At 60.2% G+C, this 20,489-nt stretch carries 12 protein-coding genes; 2 read left to right on the top strand and 10 right to left on the bottom strand.

The window, feature by feature from the left end; translation table 11 throughout:
* The first annotated feature begins 333 nt into the window (after positions 1-333).
* Positions 334-1,080, top strand: coding sequence for a precorrin-4 C(11)-methyltransferase (cobM, locus tag QWI18_RS02775; protein WP_065991426.1), 747 nt, complete (start codon positions 334-336; stop codon positions 1,078-1,080).
* Positions 1,081-1,159: 79 nt separating this feature from the next.
* On the opposite strand, the gene nfuA is transcribed toward cobM, so the two are convergent.
* The 3 genes from nfuA to QWI18_RS02760 all read right to left on the bottom strand — a co-directional run bounded on the left by nfuA (position 1,160) and on the right by QWI18_RS02760 (position 5,410).
* Positions 1,160-1,753, bottom strand: a complete 594-nt coding sequence (gene nfuA, locus QWI18_RS02770) for a Fe-S biogenesis protein NfuA (RefSeq protein WP_065991425.1) — start codon at positions 1,751-1,753, stop codon at positions 1,160-1,162.
* 105 nt (positions 1,754-1,858) lie between these two features.
* Positions 1,859-2,878 carry an acyltransferase gene (locus QWI18_RS02765; RefSeq protein WP_065991424.1) on the bottom strand — a complete coding sequence of 340 codons (1,020 nt, stop codon included), beginning with the start codon at positions 2,876-2,878 and terminating at the stop codon, positions 1,859-1,861.
* 231 nt (positions 2,879-3,109) lie between these two features.
* Positions 3,110-5,410 carry a fatty acid cis/trans isomerase gene (locus QWI18_RS02760; protein ID WP_369318155.1) on the bottom strand — a complete coding sequence of 767 codons (2,301 nt, stop codon included), beginning with the start codon at positions 5,408-5,410 and terminating at the stop codon, positions 3,110-3,112.
* Between the two features lie 170 nt (positions 5,411-5,580).
* Between QWI18_RS02760 and metH the strand changes: the two genes are divergently transcribed.
* Positions 5,581-9,291, top strand: a complete 3,711-nt coding sequence (gene metH / locus QWI18_RS02755) for a methionine synthase (RefSeq protein WP_369318154.1) — start codon at positions 5,581-5,583, stop codon at positions 9,289-9,291.
* Positions 9,292-9,507: 216 nt separating this feature from the next.
* Here metH and tssF read toward each other — a convergent pair whose 3' ends face one another.
* The 7 genes from tssF to tssL all read right to left on the bottom strand — a co-directional run bounded on the left by tssF (position 9,508) and on the right by tssL (position 19,386).
* Positions 9,508-11,274 (bottom strand): type VI secretion system baseplate subunit TssF, encoded by a 1,767-nt coding sequence (tssF, locus tag QWI18_RS02750; protein WP_369318153.1) that lies wholly within the window; start codon positions 11,272-11,274, stop codon positions 9,508-9,510.
* Positions 11,275-11,326: 52 nt separating this feature from the next.
* A complete protein-coding gene (locus QWI18_RS02745; RefSeq protein ID WP_122538493.1) occupies positions 11,327-11,590 on the bottom strand; it encodes a PAAR domain-containing protein in 264 nt (87 codons plus the stop codon).
* 123 nt (positions 11,591-11,713) lie between these two features.
* Positions 11,714-12,739, bottom strand: a complete 1,026-nt coding sequence (locus tag QWI18_RS02740; RefSeq protein ID WP_369318152.1) for a hypothetical protein — start codon at positions 12,737-12,739, stop codon at positions 11,714-11,716.
* A complete protein-coding gene (locus QWI18_RS02735; protein WP_369318151.1) occupies positions 12,736-14,019 on the bottom strand; it encodes a DUF6396 domain-containing protein in 1,284 nt (427 codons plus the stop codon). Before QWI18_RS02735 ends, QWI18_RS02740 begins: the two co-directional genes overlap by 4 nt.
* Complete coding sequence (locus QWI18_RS02730) at positions 14,019-15,977, bottom strand: phosphatidylserine/phosphatidylglycerophosphate/cardiolipin synthase family protein (RefSeq protein ID WP_369318150.1); 1,959 nt, start codon at positions 15,975-15,977, stop codon at positions 14,019-14,021. The genes QWI18_RS02735 and QWI18_RS02730 overlap by 1 nt, the downstream gene beginning before the upstream one ends.
* Positions 15,974-18,700, bottom strand: a complete 2,727-nt coding sequence (locus QWI18_RS02725; protein ID WP_369318149.1) for a type VI secretion system Vgr family protein — start codon at positions 18,698-18,700, stop codon at positions 15,974-15,976. The genes QWI18_RS02730 and QWI18_RS02725 overlap by 4 nt, the downstream gene beginning before the upstream one ends.
* Before the next feature lie 2 nt (positions 18,701-18,702).
* The gene (gene tssL, locus QWI18_RS02720) at positions 18,703-19,386 is read right to left on the bottom strand and encodes a type VI secretion system protein TssL, short form (protein WP_369318148.1); all 684 of its coding nucleotides are present in this window, start codon (positions 19,384-19,386) and stop codon (positions 18,703-18,705) included.
* Positions 19,387-20,489: the final 1,103 nt, after the last annotated feature.

Below are 20,489 nucleotides of genomic sequence, written 5' to 3'. Positions count from 1 at the left end.
ATGCAGGCCCCTTCCCGGCTAAAGCCGGTCCCACGGACACACCGCGGACCCTCGTAGGACCGGCTTCAGCCGGGAAAGCGTCAAGCGTCACACTGCAAATATGAGGGTGTACATGCAGGCCCCTTCCCGGCTAAAGCCGGTCCCACGGACACACCGCGGACCCTCGTAGGACCGGCTTCAGCCGGGAAAGCGTCAAGCGTCACGCTGCAAATATGAGGGTGTACATGCAGGCCCCTTACCGGCTAAAGCCGGTCCTACAGAAGTAGGCCGCGTGCATTCCGCGACAAGCATCCGCCGAACCACCGTTCATATGAATTCCAACCAGGACACCCCATGACCGTTTTTTTCATCGGCGCCGGCCCCGGCGATCCAGACCTGATCACTGTCAAAGGCCAGCGGCTGATCCGCGCCTGCCCGGTGATTATCTACGCCGGCTCGCTGGTGCCTGAGGCGGTGCTGGAGGGGCATCAGGCGGTTCAGGTGACCAACAGCGCTTCACTGCACCTGGAGCAGATCATCGAGCTGATGAAATCCGCTCATGCACAAGGGCATGACGTGGCGCGGGTGCATTCCGGCGATCCGAGTCTCTATGGCGCGATCGGCGAGCAAATCCGTTGCCTGCGCGCGCTGCACATCCCCTTCGAAATCATCCCCGGCGTCACCGCCACCGCTGCGTGCGCCGCGCTGTTGGGCACCGAGCTGACGCTGCCGGACATTTCCCAGAGCGTGATCCTGACCCGCTACGCCGACAAAACCGACATGCCCGAAGGCGAAAGTCTCGGCGATCTGGCGCGGCATCAAGCGACCATGGCGATTCATCTGGGGGTCAATAACCTGGGCAAGATCGTCGCCGAGCTGACACCGCACTATGGCGCGGACTGCCCCATTGCCGTGGTGCATCGCGCCAGTTGGCCGGACCAGGACTGGGTCACCGGCACACTGGCGGACATCGAGGAAAAGGTGCGGATCAAGGGATTCCGCCGCACCGCGCTGATTCTGGTAGGCAGAGTGCTCGGCAACGACGTGTTCAGCGAATCCTCGCTGTATCGCGCCGGCCACGCCCATGTGTTCAGGCCTTAGCCTGCGCCCGTCACCCTTACCGAGCGCCCATAAAAAAGCCCCGAACGCGTCGGGGCCTTGCCTGCAACACAATCACTTCTCAGTAATACGCGTTTTCTTTCTGGGTGTGGTCGGTCACGTCACGCACACCGGTCAGCTCGGGAATGCGCTCCAGCAGCGTGCGCTCGATGCCTTCCTTCAGCGTCACGTCCGCCTGACCACAACCCTGGCAACCACCGCCGAACTGAAGAATGGCGACGTTCGCCTCCTCCTCTTCAACAACCTCGATCAAGGTGACCTGCCCACCATGACTGGCGAGACCCGGGTTGATCTCGGTTTGCAGGTAGTAATTGATGCGTTCGTTGATCGGGCTGTCGGCGTTGACCATCGGCACTTTGGCGTTAGGCGCCTTGATGGTCAGCTGGCCGCCCATGCGATCGGTGGCGTAATCGACAACGGCGTCGTCCAGAAACGCTTCGCTGAACGCGTCGATCCAGGCGGTGAAGCTTTTCAGGCCGATGGCCGTGTCTTCGGGCTTTTCTTCGCCTGGCTTGCAGTAGGCAATGCAGGTTTCAGCGTATTGGGTGCCAGGCTGGGTAATAAACACGCGGATGCCGATGCCGGGCGTGTTCTGCTTTTCCAGCAGATCGGCCAGGTAATCGTGGGCGGCATCAGTAATCGTAATAGCGGTCATGAAAATTCCTCGCAGACGTGGGGCGCAGTTTACGCCAATCAACTGCGCCTGACAAAGCCCTAGTGTTTTAGTCGGGTAAGTGACCCGACCGCTACCCAGTGTCTGTCAGGACAGCGCCGCCTCCTTGCTTGCCCGTCTCTGGTCCAGCCAGCCTTTCATGCGGCGGTACAAGCCCTTCTCGATCCATTCATAACTGAGCCACGCGCCGAGCGCGATGACCGGTACGCACACCGCAAACACCAGATACGGGTTCAGGCCGTAACGCTCACTGACCAGCCATCCCGCATACAGCACCAGCACGTGGAGCAAGTACACCGAATACGAGCAGTCGCCCATGGTCTTGAGCAGGCGATAGTTGCGCAGATAGGGTTCGAGGGAGATGCAGGCGACCACGATCACCGCACTCGGCAGACCCCAGTTGATGATGCGCGGCGCCGGTTGCAGATGGTCGATGGTGAACAGCGCAGCGCCAATGGCCAGCAACGGCAGCCACAACCGCTCACTGATCCAGCCCCGGCGATACATCACACCCACGAAAATGCCGAGCAGGAACTCATAGACGATGTCATTGGCGTAGAACCGGCTGACCAGCCCCGAACGACCCAGCACGTCGGTGATGGCAAACAGCGCCGCTGCGAGAATCAACGGGCGCAGACGCTGTTGGAACAGGAACACCATCGAGAACAGCACGTAGAACAGCATTTCGTAGTTAAGCGTCCAGCCCACGTTGAGGGTGGGATAGAGGCCGTAGCCGCCCGGGTTTTCCGAGGGGATGAACAACAGCGACAGCACAAAGCTTTGCCAGTCGACGACCTGGTGGGGCAGCAGCGGCTGAGCGACAACCACCAGCAGGCCCATCACCAGGGTGTACAGCCAATACGCCGGGACGATGCGAATGACACGGTTGAGCATGAAGCGGCCGGCGGGAATGTCCTTGTCTACGGTTGACAGGTAGATGACCAGACCGCTGATGACGAAAAAAATGTCGACGCCAACGGCGCCTTTCTCAGTGAAAAAACGGCCGACCGGCCCACTCGGATGGAAGTCGAAAAAAATCTGCATGAAGTGGTGACACACAACAGCCCACGCGGCGAGTGCCCGCAGGGCCTGAACCGAAATCAACATCTGCAACCTCTTGCTTCGTCTGGATTGACCTTCGCTGCCACGCCCGAAAAGGCAAGGTGTCGAAGAGCGACTCCTAAGGTCGGACTTCATAAGTTGCGAAAAGGTTCGGCGTCACTGACGGGCTGCATAATGGCTGCGCGCCATGTATTACAAGGGTTTCTCTGTTTGAAGCAGCATCAGCGGGGCCAACGCTTAGTGTGAAGATTTTCTGCAGGGCGGCTCTCGGGCGGCTCAGAGATTCTCGTAGCGATTCATGTCCAAGACACCCGCCTCGCGCGGCTCGGTTTCCTGAAGGTAGCGGTCCAGGTCGTGGAAGTACGTCCAGAACAGCGGATGGCTGCGGCGCACGCCCCAGCGCTGGACGATAGCGTCGAACGCCTGCTTGTGATCGTGGGCCTGCTCCATTGCGTCAACGAACGCACCGACCTCGCTGGCCGGGACGTTGAACATGAAATTCGGGTAGCTGCTCAGCACACCCGGATAGATTGTCAGCGTGTCCAGACCGGGCTGGTAGCGGTAATCCTCGCCCATCAGAAAGGCGACGTTACTGTGGGCCCGGTTGCGCAGCATGCTGTAGACGATGCGTTTGCCGCTGCCATCCTGGATCCGCAGCATCGTCGCTTCCGGCAACTGGTGAATGACCTTTAGCCCCGCCGCCGGCCGCGACGTCAGCCGGCTCAATGTCTGCTCCACCTCGCTGAACACCGGGTCCAGTCCCTCACGCGAACAGTAGGCGCCGTCGCAGCGATTGATCGGGTCCGGCGTCACGTTCAAGGTGCCCGCACGCTCGATCAACTTGCGCTCGAAGTCACGCTTGGGGTTGTTCTCATCGAGTGTCAGGCCGCTCGGGGTGTCATCGTCGATGGCCTGGTAATCCAGCCACATCTTTAATTTGCCGCCGTTCTGGTACCAGTCGCCGAGGATGTCATCGCGCTTGTCGGCCGGCATCAGGCGCAAGAAGTTGACCTCGGCGCCGTTGCGGATCAGGTCGAAATACAAGCGCGTCTGCACCTGATGGGAGACGTTGCCGTAGACGTCGAAATTGACCGCCAACTGGTAATAGGTGCGCTCCAGCAAGGGGTAGTCGAACAGCCAGACGCTGTTGGGCAGCGCGCCAATCAGCCCTTTGTTCACCGAGGCGCTGTCGAAGTGGCGGAAGATGGTCAGCAGCGCGTTGTCGTTGCCCGCCCACAGCGTCGCCCAACCCGGCGGGGGCATGTGCGCGTAGGCATCGCTGCGCAGGTCTTCGTACTGATTGCGCTTGTCGCGGTAGTCGTGCCACAGGGTCAGCACGCTGCCGACGTCATCGTCCTGCCCCGGCATCGCCAGCAATGGCGTGGCCTTGGCCCGGTAGGCCGCGTCGGTGATGTAACGGTCGTGGTCGGGCGCTTGAAACAGCGCCCAGAAATGATCGCGAATCACATCCGTGGCGATCTCGCCCCGACACACCGGGCCGCGAATGAACGTGCGAACGAAGTATTCGGCATTGTCCAGCATGAACTGGTAGCGCGCGTCAGCGGGGATCTGCTTGAACGTTTCGAACGGATTGGCCCGATGCTGCGGGCCATAGCCGGGCAGCTCGGTGGCGTGCCAGGTGCCGCTGTAGAACAGTTGCTTGACCCGGGCCAGCTTCTGCGGGCCCATCGGGTAGGTGATGTGGGTCTTGTGGACGATGACGCCCTGCACCGGCATCAGGCGGTAATAGAAGGTGGTGCCAGGATCGTCGTCGGGACGGCGCGTGGCGATCAGGTCAACCGGCTGGCCGCTCGGCGTGCGCGAGCGCACCCACTGGAAAAAGTGCCCCGGCTCGCCGTCGCTGAAATACACGTGGGCCAGAAACAGGTGTTCGTACAGCCAACGGCCGACCAACGCTTCGCTCGATCCGGGGCGATTGAGCAGGCGCTCCCATTCAGTGATCTGCGCCGCTTCGCCCGTACTCGGTTGCACCGGCGTCTGCTCCACGGGTGCCCCGGCTGCCAGCCAGCGTTGCAGCGTGCTGTATTGAGCGTCGGTGAGGCCGGTCACCGCCAGCGGCATGCCCTGCCCCGGACGCGCCGTGGCATAGGCGGCAAACTCGTTGGGCAACGGGCACATGTTCTGGCGGTTCAGGCCCAGCACGATGTCATCCGGCAGCCGCGCGTTGGGCACCAATGGCGCGCTGTGCCCGAACTCGAGCATCTTTGCCATCAGCGCCGCCTGGTTGCTCTGCCCGTCCAGCACTGAATAGAAGCCTTTCTTGCGCCAGGCGTCAGCGCCCTGCGCGTCGACGAAAATCCGGGTGGGTGCGACCGCCTTGCTGCGGTCGCCTTCGTAAACCGGCACCTTCGATGCACCGCGCAGCACACCTTCGCCGCTGCCCAGGTTCAGCTGACAGGCAGCGTCGTTGCAGGCGTGGCAGGCGACGCACTTCTCGGTGAAGATCGGCTGGATATCGCGGCTGTAGGAAATAGCCGGAGACTGAAGGGGTGACTGCGCGAACGCTGCACCGCAAAACAACAAGGCCAGAGAACTGGCGAGCACGCGATGCAACATGGAACGGGCGTCCTGAAAATGAATCGCCGGGATTCTACCGTTTGGCAGTGCCGCGTAACATGAACAGAATTCATGTAAATCCCGGAATGATTTAAATCCGCGCAGGTTTGCTATTATTTCGCACCTTTCAGCGCCACCTTATTTCGTACTTCTTCATCCGGGTAACCTTCATGTCAGATCGCAGCGCGCGTCTTCAAGCACTCCAGCAGGCTCTTCAACAGCGAATCCTGATCCTCGATGGCGGCATGGGCACCATGATCCAGAGCTATCGGCTGGAGGAAGAAGACTACCGCGGCAAGCGTTTTGCCGACTGGCCGAGCGACATCAAGGGCAACAACGACCTGCTGATCCTGACCCGGCCTGACGTGATTGGTGCGATCGAGAAGGAATACCTCGACGCCGGTGCCGACATTCTCGAAACCAACACCTTCAACGCCACCCAAGTGTCCCAGGCCGACTACGGCATGGAAGCGCTGGTCTACGAACTGAACGTGGAGGGCGCGCGCCTGGCCCGCCAGGTCGCCGACGCCAAAACCCTGGAAACTCCCGACAAGCCGCGCTTCGTCGCCGGCGTGCTCGGCCCGACCAGCCGCACCTGCTCGCTGTCGCCGGACGTCAACAACCCCGGCTACCGCAACGTGACCTTCGACGAACTGGTGGAGAACTACACCGAAGCCACCAAAGGCCTGATCGAAGGCGGTGCGGACATGATCCTCATCGAAACCATCTTCGACACCCTCAACGCCAAAGCGGCGATCTTCGCCGTTCAGGGCGTGTTCGACGAGCTGGGCTTCGAGCTGCCGATCATGATTTCCGGCACCATCACCGACGCCTCCGGCCGCACCCTTTCCGGCCAGACCACCGAAGCGTTCTGGAACTCGGTACGTCACGCCAAGCCGATCTCTGTGGGCCTCAACTGTGCGTTGGGCGCCAGCGAGCTGCGGCCGTACCTGGAAGAGCTGTCGAACAAGGCCGAGACCCACGTCTCGGCGCACCCCAACGCCGGCCTGCCCAACGAATTCGGTGAGTACGACGAAGCCCCGGCAGAAATGGCCAAAGTCGTCGAAGAGTTCGCCCAGAGCGGATTCCTCAACATCGTCGGCGGTTGCTGCGGCACCACCCCGGCGCACATCAAGGCCATCGCCAACGCCGTCGCGCCCTATGCGCCGCGGCCGATTCCTGAGATTCCCAAGGCCTGCCGCCTGTCCGGTCTGGAACCGTTCACCATCGATCGCAGCTCGCTGTTCGTCAACGTCGGCGAGCGCACCAACATCACCGGTTCTGCCCGTTTTGCCCGCCTGATCCGCGAAGACAACTACACCGAAGCCCTGGAAGTCGCCCTGCAGCAGGTCGAAGCCGGCGCCCAGGTGATCGACATCAACATGGACGAGGGCATGCTGGACTCGAAGAAGGCCATGGTGACCTTCCTCAACCTGATTGCCGGCGAGCCCGACATCTCCCGCGTGCCGATCATGATCGACTCCTCGAAATGGGAAGTCATCGAAGCCGGGCTCAAGTGCATCCAGGGCAAGGGCATCGTCAACTCGATCAGCATGAAAGAAGGCGTCGAGCAGTTCATCCATCACGCCAAGTTGTGCAAGCGATACGGCGCGGCGGTGGTGGTGATGGCCTTCGACGAAGCCGGCCAGGCCGACACCGAGGCGCGCAAGAAGGAGATCTGCAAGCGCTCCTACGACATTCTGGTTAATGAAGTCGGCTTCCCGCCGGAAGACATCATTTTCGACCCGAACATCTTTGCCATCGCCACCGGCATCGAAGAGCACAACAACTACGCCGTCGACTTCATCAATGCCTGCGCCTACATCCGCGACGAACTGCCGTATGCGCTGACGTCGGGGGGCGTGTCCAACGTGTCGTTCTCGTTCCGCGGCAACAACCCCGTGCGCGAAGCGATTCACTCGGTGTTCCTGCTGTACGCGATCCGCAACGGCCTGACCATGGGCATCGTCAACGCCGGCCAGCTGGAGATCTACGACCAGATCCCGGCCCAGTTGCGCGACGCCGTGGAAGACGTGGTGCTCAACCGCACGCCGGAAGGCACCGACGCGCTGCTGGCCCTCGCCGACCAGTACAAAGGCGACGGCTCGGTCAAGGAAGCGGAAACCGAAGAGTGGCGCGGCTGGGAGGTCAACGAGCGCCTCAAGCACGCACTGGTCAAGGGCATCACCACGCACATCGTTGAAGACACCGAGCTGTCGCGCCAGTCCTTCAAGCGCCCGATCGAGGTCATCGAAGGCCCGTTGATGGCCGGCATGAACGTGGTCGGCGACCTGTTCGGCTCGGGCAAGATGTTCCTGCCCCAAGTGGTTAAATCCGCCCGCGTGATGAAGCAGGCCGTGGCGCACTTGATTCCCTTCATTGAAGAAGAGAAAGGCGACAAGCCCGAGGCCAAGGGCAAGATTCTCATGGCGACGGTCAAGGGCGACGTCCATGACATCGGCAAGAACATCGTCGGCGTGGTGCTGGGCTGCAACGGCTATGACATCGTCGACCTCGGCGTGATGGTGCCGGCGGAGAAGATCCTGCAGGTCGCCCGCGAGCAGAAGTGCGACATCATCGGCCTGTCGGGCCTGATCACGCCCTCCCTGGACGAGATGGTTCACGTCGCCCGCGAGATGCAGCGTCAGGACTTCCACCTGCCGTTGATGATCGGCGGCGCGACCACCTCCAAAGCCCACACGGCGGTGAAGATCGAGCCCAAGTACAGCAACGACGCGGTGATTTACGTCACCGACGCCTCTCGCGCCGTGGGCGTGGCGACGCAGTTGCTGTCCAGGGAACTCAAAGCCGGCTTCATCGAGAAGACCCGCGCCGAATACGTGGAAGTGCGTGAGCGCACCTCCGCCCGCAGCGCCCGCACCGAGCGCCTGAGCTACGGCGCGGCCATCGCCAAGAAGCCGCAGTTCGACTGGGCCGCCTACCAGCCGGTGAAGCCGACGTTCACCGGGGTCAAGGTGCTGGAAGACATCGACCTGAACGTGCTGGTGGATTACATCGACTGGACGCCGTTCTTTATTTCCTGGGACCTGGCCGGCAAGTACCCGCGCATCCTCACCGACGAAGTGGTGGGCGAAGCGGCCACCTCGCTGTTCAAGGACGCCCAGGAGTTGCTGCGCAAACTGATCGACGAGAAGCTGATCCGCAGCCGCGCCGTATTCGGCTTCTGGCCGGCCAATCAGGTTGACCACGACGACATTCAACTGCTCGACGATAACGGCGCGCCATTGGCCAAGCTGCATCACCTGCGCCAGCAGATCATCAAGACCGACGGCAAGCCGAATTTCTCCCTGGCCGATTTCGTCGCGCCCCAGGGCAGCGGCGTCACCGATTACGTCGGTGGCTTCATCACCACCGCCGGCATCGGCGCCGAAGAGGTGTCGAAGGCGTACCAGGACAAGGGCGACGACTACAACGCGATCATGGTCAAGGCATTGGCGGATCGTCTGGCCGAGGCCTGCGCAGAATGGCTGCACCAGCAGGTGCGCAAAGAGTATTGGGGTTATGCCCGCGATGAGCAGTTGGGCAACGACGAGCTGATCAAGGAGCAATACACCGGCATCCGCCCTGCCCCGGGCTACCCGGCCTGCCCGGATCACACCGAGAAAGGCGTGCTGTTCGACCTCCTCGACCCGGCCCAGGGCGACGGCAAACCCGGCGTCAGCGGCGTGTTTCTCACCGAGCACTACGCGATGTTCCCGGCGGCGGCGGTCAGCGGCTGGTACTTCGCCCACCCGCAGGCGCAGTACTTTGCCGTGGGGAAAGTGGACAAGGATCAGGTGGAAAGCTACACCGCGCGCAAGGAGCAGGATCTGAGCGTGACCGAACGCTGGCTGGCGCCGAATCTGGGGTATGACGAGTAATCACGGCCCAGTCATTTTCGGCTGAACTGGATTCGGCCACTGCAGGACCTGCGGGAGCGAGCTTGCTCGCGAATACGGCATTCCAGACGCTGAAATAGGCGGCGGATTGCCGCCCTATATCGCGAGCAAGCTCGCTCCCACACCGCTATGTTTGCTCTGCGGCAGCGTAGCGTCTCAATGAAAGAAAATCTGCGACGGTGCTCGCCAGTTAACGATTCACCCGGGCACTCGCTGGCTGTGATTCTCACTCCATCGCAAATGTTTATCCTGCGGTTGCAGGATCAACGTCAGCTGGTTGAACAGATGAATGTCGGCGTACTGCGCAAAGAAGCGGTTGAGCAGCTCACCAAACAGGCAGATGTCCCCTTCCCCCGCAAAATTGCCCGCCTCCAGCGTGACTTCGATGTCCACACCCCGCAGCAGAAAGCCGCCCTCAAAACGTTGGATCAGGTGATGACGAACCTCGATGATCGACTGTAACCGGCGCCGATTCAGCGCACTGTCGGTCCAGTCGTAAAGCGCCAGCGTATTGCCCAAGACCTCGGCACTGTCGAGCAAGGGCAGAAAGCTTGAGCCCAGGTGACTGAGCACGCGCCAGTGAAAGCGGTCTTTGTCGGGTGCGTAACAAGGCATCGTCGGCGCACAGAGGTTGCGCACCGTCAATGTCCGCCGACTGGACTGCGCAGGCTGGTCCAGCACTGTTTCGGCCAGCGCCATTCGCGGCAGCTCGCCGTTGGTGCCCGTCAACTGCAGTGTCAGGCGGTGTGCCGGGTTCAAGCGGTCCTGTTCGAAACCGTCTCCTCCCAGGATCAGCCATGTGTCGTGGGACCCATCTGGCGCGGGTTTGAGCCGGGTATGGAAATAGCGCTCCGGAGCGTCGTCGCGCAGCATGCCGCCCCTGTGCTGAAAATGGCTGAAGGGCACATACTCGTGCCGCGCAGCACGCTTGCCCGCAATTACGCTGTCCACGGAATAGATGTCCGTGTCGGCATCCTCCACCTGCACTGGCCGCAGCCGGTAATCGGTCTGTAAGGGATCGAGGGCCAGAGGGTCCGCCTCCAGGGCAAACAGATTAATGACCGGCACGGCGTGAAGACGGACGTGCTCTGCACTGAGCGCGAACCCGCGGGGCCAGGGTTGACCGAGCACCACTTCAAGCTCTAACGCCTTTGTGTTGGCGTCCAGTTTCACCTGCTCCAGGCCCTTGATCGTGAGGAACATGAATTTCTCGGGGAAGCTGAAATACTCCAGCAATAACGGGCAGCCGCTGAAACGGTCTTCGCCCTGAGGCCAGAGGCGATCCTCGTCGCCGAAGCCCTTGGGACTGAATTTGACAGCGACCTCCTCGCGCTCCGAACTCCCCCTGCGCAGGTAGACCTTGCGGGCATTGAGCGCCAGCGCCTGATGCAAGGCGTTGGCCACGGGCGCGCTGGCATTCAGGTACAACGGCAGGTTGCCCAGGTCCATCGTGTCCCATTGCAACAGCTTGCCCCGGGAGAAACGCAGCCTGATCACCGAGCGGCCATCCGCCTCCTGTCCAACCCCCACGGCATCGAGGGACAGCGCACGCAGCGTCAGGTCCTGCGTGGTGGTGTAACGGCAGCGAGTACCCTCTGGGCCGACAGGTCGCGAGCGCACCTCGAAGCCTTTGCGGATCGTCTCGCTGGTCTTCATCTCATGGATGTCAGGCGAGAACTCGACGATCGACAGCGACGGAATCATGCGCAGGTACTGCGGGCTGACCAGCCCGACCAAGCCCTCAGTTAGCTCCGGCAGGTCGTCGTCAAGCTTTTCCCGCAGTCGGCCCATCAGGAACGCAAAGCCCTGGAACAGCTGTTCGACGGCGGGGTCCTGAGCCCCGGGCTTGTCCAGGTTCAATGCGCTGGCGCGGTCGGGAAATGCCTCGGCATACTCTTTAGCGGCTTCGCGCAGGTAGCGCATCTCGGCATCGAAGTACGCCAGCGTCGGGTTGTCCTTGTTCATGACAGATGTCCTTGTCTTGGGTGTCTCGGGTGTTGAAAAACATCACGCTTCGTCAGCCGGCGCTGGCTTCCGGCAGCGAGGTGATCAATGCGCAGCCACACTCACAGAGGTCGCCGTGGAACGCGATCGGCACGCCGTCATCGCTGCAGCCCGAGTTGCCCTGGGCAATGCGGGTGGTGCCATGGCCTGGCAGCGGGCAAAGGACGATGTCGCCTACGCGGGCGGCGCCAATGCCTTCGAAGATCATTGCGTCCGAGCCGGTTTTGACGATGCCGCCGCCGGTGGTGGTGTCGCCGATGCGGATGATGCCTTTCATAAGGGATACCTTCTGATTGAAATTCATGGGTAATGCATCGAGCCAAATAAGCAAGCCAGATGAGATTTCTATTTTTTTAAAAAATAAAACCATACAGGCAATTACGCCAGCGCATTAGCTGGTTCACTTTCTGCTCAATATAAGTGTCGCAAAGTTGCTCCGCCCCAACAACATTCTGAAGTTTGTGCCGCCACTATCAATGTACAACATTCCATCGCGCTCAAACACGAAGTAATCGGTCAAGGCCGCACCTATAAACTTACTTACTCCATAACGATGAAAATAGAAGACGTCCTTGCCCGATTGTGCCGCTACTCCCTTGTCGATGGCCGAATCCGAAATCTTCTTCAATGACCAGCACGCGCCCCTTACACCTTTCTCCGACATTTCGCAGGGTGCCAACACGTTCAGATTATGAGAAACAGCCAGTCCACAGTTAGCCACCCCATTGAATGAACTGCCACCTTCAGCCTGAAGCGGCTTAGCCAGCGCATTCGCCCCACAACCAGCGGGAACGCTTGGACCTTTAACAGGTGGGAGCAAATGATATAAAGCTGGATCGACGTTTCCCAAGCTTTTCCCGCTCACAAAGGTAAGACTTCCAGCACGGGAGACGTTGAAAAAGCTCCACACCTCAGAATCGCCCAGCGGGAAGATAACCGAGAAGTTTTTTGGGTCGGCCCCTTCCAACAACCGTCCTTCGAAATACACACCCTGTTCGCTCACGGCATATTTGTTGAATTGCTTTTTTTGCCAGTCCAACAGTCCGGATTCTGTGCCTTCTAAAACCCTGAACGCAGGCGACAGCTTTTCTAGCTTGGTTAACGTTCGATGCTCTACTGTTCGAATGTATCCCTTCATCTCCAACAAACACTTAAAACTAGTTATATTTGCAAGTATCGAAAAATACCCAAATCCGCAGTTTTTTTCAGGTGCATATTCTCGACCCTCCCAATACACCTGGCCTTTTCTGACCCTGTAGTCACCTGCAAGTACCTGATCATAGGGCAGACAACTATCGTTCATCGCGCCCCGTCCGTTTACCAGCTCTTCGCAGACTGGCATTTTGCTGTAGAGCTCAAACAACCCTGTGGTCAGCAGCATTGTTGCGGACAGCAGGAAGAACGCCTTCAGAAACCACTTCTTCATGCCAGCCTCCACCAGACCCGCACCGGGCCTTCGTGTTCGCTCTTGGGCAGCGGCCAGATTCGGTCACGGTAATAGCGCATGCGCTCGACAGGGAAAACGTCTCCTTGCTCGAAGTGACGAACAATGGACTGGCCGTCGGCGGTGTGCAGCTCCCGGTGCACGACCACCTGCCACCAACCGCTGACCGGGCACTTGGTCCCGGCGACGCATGGGTCGGCTGACAGGTCTGCCTGGCTGAAGCCCTTGGCGCCCGGCATCGGTCTGCCGGTGGCGGGGTCGAGTTTCAGGTCCTGAGTCAGGCGCTGAATTAACTCAGGCGATGGTTTTTCAGGCGGGACATTGGCTTCGCGGGCTTCCAGCCATTGCAGCTTGCCGTCCCACGGCGGCAGCTTGGCCGGGGGCAGCGGAAGGATGTCGTTGATTTCGGGGACTTTGGGGTGGGCGTAGGAGTAGTCGGCGAGAATGCTCCAGATGGTTTTGTACCGCTCTGCGCGCTGCAGGTCTTCCGCCAAATCCAGATAATGCAACTCGTTGGTCGGATCAGGCCCGCGAAAACCCTTTTGCAGAAAACTTGCAGAAGTCTCATCGCCTGCGGCGACACCAAGTTGAAAAACTTCAACTGCTTCTCGATATAGCTTTTCAATATGTAGGTCGACAGCCAGGTCGAGCGCGGCAGCTCCATGTCCTTGCTCAGCTGCGCAACGGCGCATCTGTCGCGCGACATCCGGCGCCCTGCTGCTCGGCGCCAGCGCATCACCAATTTCATATTGGGCTTGTGCACTGCCCTCGTCGGCGGCCTTGCGCAGGTAGCGCAGGGACATCTCCATGTCCTGTTTTAGATCGGCAATGCCGTTTTTTAGAAACACCGCTACAAAGTAGTAACCCGTTGCCACGTTGGCATCGATCAGGGCTTGACTGAAGCGCAGGTGTTCGTGGCCCCGCAGTCTGTATTTCCCGCGCAGGCTGCCGTTCTGCAGGTTGATAGTGGCTTTGACATGGCCGTTCTCGGCAGCAATGCGGTACAGCCGGATAATTTCCAAGTCGGTAGTCGGGTCCTGTTTGAGCTGGTTGTTCTTTTCCAACCAACGGGCGTAATGGAACAGCACATCGCTGTCAGGACTCGCCAGAGGTAGCGCTTCGTGTTTGCAGGTAAAGGCCAGGTTGTCCTTAATTGCAGCGAGGGATTTCATCGGGATGTCCTTGTCCGGTGGTGGGCGTAATCCGTTGCCGTTGTCGCAGGCAGTCAGAGTCAGGCAGGCGAGCAGTAGTAACCGGCGCATCAGTCGAGGTCCGTCAGGGTGGCAGGGCAATAATGAAACTCGACGAGAGGCGAACAGGGCTTGCTCTTGACCTTGCCATTCTGCAGGCCCTTATTTCTTTTGATAATTTCCTGCCAAGCGATGAACGCCACTTTCGGATCATCCTGCATCCCCTCCCCAGCCGTATGCAGCTTCCACAACCGCCTCCTCAACTTCTGAGTCGCCCCGGCCCACTCATGGGCAATGTTCAATTCGCTGTCCACCTGCATGCTGCGGGTGTTGATGTTGGCGGAGCCATGGGTGGTAAACACGTCGTCGACGATCATCAACTTGGAATGGATGTACACCGGCATCCAGTTACCGGGAGGTGAATCGGGCGCCACCAGCGAGCAGATGTGCACTTTGAGGTTAGGGATGTCCTCGGGCTTGAGGACTTCCTGCTGGATGGCCTTGATCTGGCCTTCGAGCACAGCCCGCCGAAAGGCCCCCGCGCTTTCGGCGTCGCGCTGCTTTTGCAGGGCCTTTTCACTCATCTCGCTATCTGGCCCAGTCAGCAAATGGCTCACGAAGGTCATCGCCTGATCTGCTATCAATTCGCTCAGGTCCTGCTCCTGCGCGGCGGCTTTTGCCTTGGCTGCCTCGATGCGCTGCAGTTGGGTGATTTTCGGCATAGTGTCGGCGCGCCCCAGGCTGTCGAGCATGCGGTGGGTGTTGACCGTGCCTTTGCCGATGCCGTCGTCGGTGACGTTGGTGATCACGAACAGGTGCAGTGCGCCGTGCTTGCCGGGGTCGCGCCCACCCTGGGTCTGGGCGAGGGCGGCCTTCTTGATCATTTCGGCCAGCGGCGGCCAGCGAAAATACTGGTTTTCGATGTAGATGAAGCCCGTGGCGTTGTTCACCGCTTGCAGGTAGAGCTTCTCGATGTCGCGTCGGCCTTCCTGGGCCTGGGTGCGAAGGATCTGCGCGAAGTGCCGTTGCTGGTCGGGCGGGCATTGCAGGCGTTTGCCCAGGGCCATGGCGTCGCGAGTGGTCATCAGGTCTTCGCCCGTCGCGTCGAACCAGGCGGTGGCAAAGTTGTGGTGCAGGTGCTCCAGGATCGGCCCGGCCACCTGGCTGGAAATGTCCTGACGCGGCGTGTCACCCCGAGGCCCGGCATTGGGCGCGGGTTTACTGGCTTTGTCGCGCTTGAGCGCCGAATGAGCGTCGGTGTCCCAATATTCGTCGAGGGTGTTGTGGCCCATTACGAAACCCACCGCCTGTTCGGGGGCTTCATAGTCCACAAGCACGGTTTTCTGATGGTGGGTGGCGGCAATACCGAGGGCTGCGAACGTGATGGCGCTCAGGTTCGGATCGGCGCTGTGATACCGGGCTTGGTGGATGATCTCGGCGCGGTCAAAGAGGCTGAAGCCGCGACTGGCGAAGGCAGGCCTTTCCAGGTCACGCCATAACGGCATAGGAATGCCTGAGATGGAACACATCGCGAACCACTTGCGGTCATAGGCGTACTGATCGTCGGTAGAGCTCTGCATCTTGCGATCGTCAATGGGTACCCGGCCTTTGCCGGGCAGATTGGCTTCGCCGCCGACGCCTGCGGTGTTGAATGGTAACTCCCAACCCAGCACGCGTACTTTTACGCCCTGCCTGGCCTTTTGCATGAGCAGTTCGCCGATGCACGGCTCATGGCATGCCACCCAATCCTTGCTGGACGGCATCGGCACTTCGGCAGAACAAACCGGATTGGATTGCTGACGAATGAAATACATCGACGGCTGAAAGCCCCAACAAATGATATCAACCGAACGTGTCGCGCTTGCAATGGCACGGTGCACGGCACCAAAGGTCTCTTCGCCGTTTACCAGCGGCATGTACGTCGTCAAAGCTGGCGGGTACTCAGAGTCCTGCACGAACCAGGGGGGCGTCAGAGTCACGGTGTCGGTTTCTTGAAACGATACGGGCGCGACGATTTCGGGCTGCGTCATGGAGCCTCCTCTTCCTGATCGGCGGTGTTATTCAGCACGGCGGCGTACTGCGTGCGGTGGTCGGCGTGCGAGGCGGGCTGATTGACCGGGGTGTCGGGCGCAGAACGGTGGTTTTGAAGGCCCTGATTGGCCAGCCTTCCCTGCTCGGGATGGCTGTAAGCGGTCACGGCGGGAATGCGGTAGCTGACGCCGTTGGCCATTTCCAGCCGGTATTCCTGCGTCGTCGGCTGATGATCAACCTCGACGTGCCCGCTGCCGTCCATGACGCCCTCGGTGATCAGTCCGCCATCGGCATAAAGCTTGTAGGGCATGTGAGTCCAGCTGCTGCCAAGGTTGGGCGTTGCGGCCAGCTTCAGGCGCAGGGACTGGCGGGTCAGCTGTTTCGGGGAGTCGGGATGGTCGGCAGCCATGGTCGCGCCGCCCTTGAGGAACTGAAAAGTCGAAGCCTTCAGTAGATGGTCGCCTGCCGTCCCCGACTCGATAAGGCCCTGCTCCAGCGTCAGGTAGCTGCCTGCGGCGTTGAGCACGATCTTCTTCTTGGCGACGATGTGGATTTCGTCTTCGGTGCTGGTGATGCTCAGGCCTTGCCGGGCCAGCAACTCCAGCGTGTCGTTCTGCGCCTGCACGGTGACCGGCCCTTGATTGGCGATCAGCTTGATGCCCAGCTGGCGCACGAACAGGCTCAAGCCTTTGCCGACCCCGATGAACATCCGCTTGACCACGCTGATGTCGGCTTCGCCGCCGGCATTGAGCATGAGGTTGTCGTGGGCCGCCAGTTGCAGGTGCTTGCCGCTGGTGAGGGCAATCCCTTGGGGCGCGCTGAGCAACAACACGGCGGATTTGAGCTGTTCGAGATTCTGCTCAAGCAAGTCCACTTGCGCCTGAACGCCGGCGGGCTCGGCCCTGCTCGCCTGGGCATCCTGGGACAGCCCTTGCAGTTGCTCCACCGCGTGCTGCAAGTGGGCAATCGCCGCTGCCATCTCCAGCTGTTGCCCCTGGGCGGCGGCCTGTTCATCGGCGCTGATGAACAGCCCTTTGCCGCTGCGAATCGCTCCCCACCCATCGGTGCGCAGTTCGAAGCCTTCGCCGCGCTTGTCCTTGTTGGCATCCACCAGATGCCCCAGATTCAGCTGGCTCTTGCCGCTGTGGTCAGTACTGAGCTTGACGTGCTCCTTGCCACGCTCGTCTTCCATGCGCAGTTTGTTGTTGGCGGGGGTGCGCAGCACATTACGGGTGAAGTCCCGGTCCGCCAGGGTCACCGGGTCGGGATGCCGGTCGTCGTGCAAGGCATGGGCGATGTAGGGCCGGTCGGGGTCGCCATGCTCAAAGGCCACGGCCACTTCGGTACCGGCAATCAGCGGCAGGTGCAGGCCGTGGGTGTCGCCGGCGTAGGCCCGGGCCAGACGCAGCCACGCGCTTTCTTCACCGGGCTCCCAGGGATCACGGTCGAACAGGAAGTTGACCTTGTAGCGACCTTCCTTGTCGATGTGGCTGTAGGGGTCGTTGGCGATGACGCTGGTGACACGGGCGGCAACGGTGCCGGCGAGCTGCGGCTTGCGCGGCACCGGGGGACGGAAGCAAACGGTCTCGCTGAAGGGAATGGCCACGAAGGCGACTTCCAGACTGCGGTCCCGGGCGGCGCGCAGGCTCACGCCGGTAATAACGGCGCCGGGCTCGAAGGCGTTGGGGGCACCGCCCGTGACGTCGAGGATTTGCCCCAGCGCCAGGGTCGCACTGCTGCTGACGCCGGTTAAACGCGTCTGGGCATTGAGATAACGTTCGTGGCGCAGCCGGCCATAGAAGAAACCGCTTTCGCTTATAAGGTCTTCGTCCTGATCCCGTGCGTCGCCCAGCACGGTATAGGGTTCGGCATAGTGATAGGCCTCGCCGTAGGTGGTGGTGGCGCGGCGGCTCTGGTCCACCTCGCCGTCGAGCCAGGCATTGGCATCCCGTGGGTCGTAGGCACGAAAGTGAATGCGCTTTTCCACCACGCAATGGTCGGATTGCAGCTGCCACACAGCGTCCTGGTCATGGCTGTCCAGGCCCGAGGGCGAGCGACACGGCACCGTGATTTGCGGCCATTGGTAATGGCGCTGATCGTCGTTGAATTCGATCACGTCGATATCGAGACGGGCGTCGTGGGCGAAACGAAACCAGATGCCCACCTCGGCCAGCAGCCGTGAGATGAACGCCAGATCGCTTTCGCCGAATTGCATCACTTGCTCGCGCCGGGGATAGTCACGGACGAGCTTGAAGCGGAAATCATGGCCTTCCATGCCGTGGCGACTGCGCAGAATGCTGTCGACAATCTCCGGCACCGACCTCTGTTGGTAGATGCGGTACTGGTGCCCGCGGGACAGCAGCGCCAGCCGCGGTTCAAGGGTGACTTCGTAACGCGCCTCGTCCCTGGAGGCTGACAGGCATTTGAAACCGGTGACCACGCCACACAGGGTGCGCAGCGGGGGTACGGCGGGTAACGGCAAACCGCCCGTGGCGCTGGGGAGCTCGTGGGGCGCGGTGTGCAGCGTGAACTGCGCGGCTTTGCCGAGCATGTGACCGGCGCCAATATCCTGAACCGTCGAGGTGAACTCGATGACGTAGGTGAACGGCTGGCTGAGGTGTTCTTCGCCCGTGAACGTCAGCACGTCGAGGTCGGCATTCAAGTCGTCGACGCGCAGGGTGTGACGGCTGTGGTCAAAAAAGGCCGGGAGTGAGTCCGTCATGGTCAGACGCCCCTCACGACAAGCTCGTCGACCATGTTGGCGAGCGTACGATTCAGGAACCACCACAGGACTACCAGCGCGAGTCCCGCGATTGCCAGGTGCAGGAGTGGAGAACGTAGCCACCAGGGGAATGTGCGGACAGGGCCTCTGGCGTCAATCCAGGTCGGCCGCACCGGGAACAGTTGAGGCCCTGCCAGTGCGTCCAGCTGGTTTTTCAGAACCATGCGCTCTTCGTCATCCAGCGATCGATAACCGCCCAGAAATCCCAGCATCATCACCCGCTGGAATAGGGTCACGACGTGCATGTCCGGCGCAGGCTCGCGCAGCACTTCCCGCATTTGCTCATGCAGGACTTCACCCGCTCGATGGTGCCCGCAGAAGCGGGCCTGCAACGATTCGTTGATCCATATCTGTCGGACGCCGTCCCCGACGTTGGTCAACACGGCTTCATCAAGCAGCGCGCATTGCGCATGGATGATCAAGTCCATACTGCGCTGGCTCATGCCTGCTTCCTGCAATGCGCTGCGCGCGCCTTCAACTTGGGCAATACACGTCTCGCGCAATGTTTTGCTGTCGGTCATGGTGCGACCGTGACGCAGTTCAACCGCCAGCAAATAGGTATCCTGGAAGATAAGGTCTACATTAATCGGCACAATACCGGAGGACTCATGACTTATTGAATTCATAGGTAACACCGAGAGCATTTTCAGGATTGAATGATTAATCGATCACTCAGGCGATAACGTGACCCCGGCCCACATCAATGAAGTGCGCGCAGGGAATAAAGAATATTGCGTCTACGGATTTGCCGTCCGTTTGGACACTGGATATTTTGATGGCGGAAATTGGCGTGTGCGAGCATGGACAACGCGGCCCCGGCAGCCTGCCCTTCGGCCCCACAGCCTTGGGGCCGCAGCTACGTTGCCCAGATCCCACCCGACGTTGAGGAGCAAGGCTAATGACTGAAAAATTAAAATGCTACCCACCTTTTCACATCAAGAAACTTCTTACAAATATCAGGAGCGATCCTACGGAAAGTTCTGACACGTTAAGTGAAAAGAATCTGAAGCCAGAATTTAAAGTCAGCTAAAGCCAGCACTGTGAACGCCAACACCAACCGCGAGGATTTATAGCCATCGGTGGGCTGCCCGAATATACATTCTGTTTAATCGAACGCTGACCCATCATTTAAATTTTACATGCAGGCCCTTTAGCCGATTCAGCCGGAAACACCTGAGTATTAAATCGTGAGGGCCGAAGTATGAAGACTGGAAACGGCAAAGCGATCGGCGGATAACCGCGCTTACAAGGCGAGCAGCCTTATAAAGAACGGCATAGGGTGCCCTTCGGAGCCGACTTGATGGCGAACCCGATTTCACAGACGCCGTTGCAGTGACTGCATGAACGGGTTCGCCAGCAGCAGGCCTACAGATAGGTGGAGGTTATCGCTACTGGTGCGTCACCCAGAACACCACCGCCCCCACCACCAGCACGACAATGAACAGAATGGCCCATGCATCCACATGGCTTTCGGATTTGGCAACTTTCGGTTGATTTCGCATTGCATCGCCTTTTGTCTGTTTTATGGGTGATCGCAAAACTCGCGGACCAGCGACAGGGGTCGTCGGCCATTGCCAGAGTAAAGTCGAGCCATGCCCTTATCACAAGTGAGGTTATGCCGGACCGACGTACTGCTTAGCACTTTTGGTTCTGTGCATATACTCAAACATCACTTTTGCGCATATCTGCAAACTGGTAACCTCCCCCGGCTCCGCAAGGAGTGCGCGGC

Origin of the sequence: Pseudomonas sp. W2Oct36 (genome assembly GCF_041060465.1) — a bacterium.
GTDB lineage: Bacteria > Pseudomonadota > Gammaproteobacteria > Pseudomonadales > Pseudomonadaceae > Aquipseudomonas > Aquipseudomonas graminis_B.
Note: the sequence above shows the minus strand (reverse complement) of the source record. Positions and strands in the feature narration are given on the sequence as shown.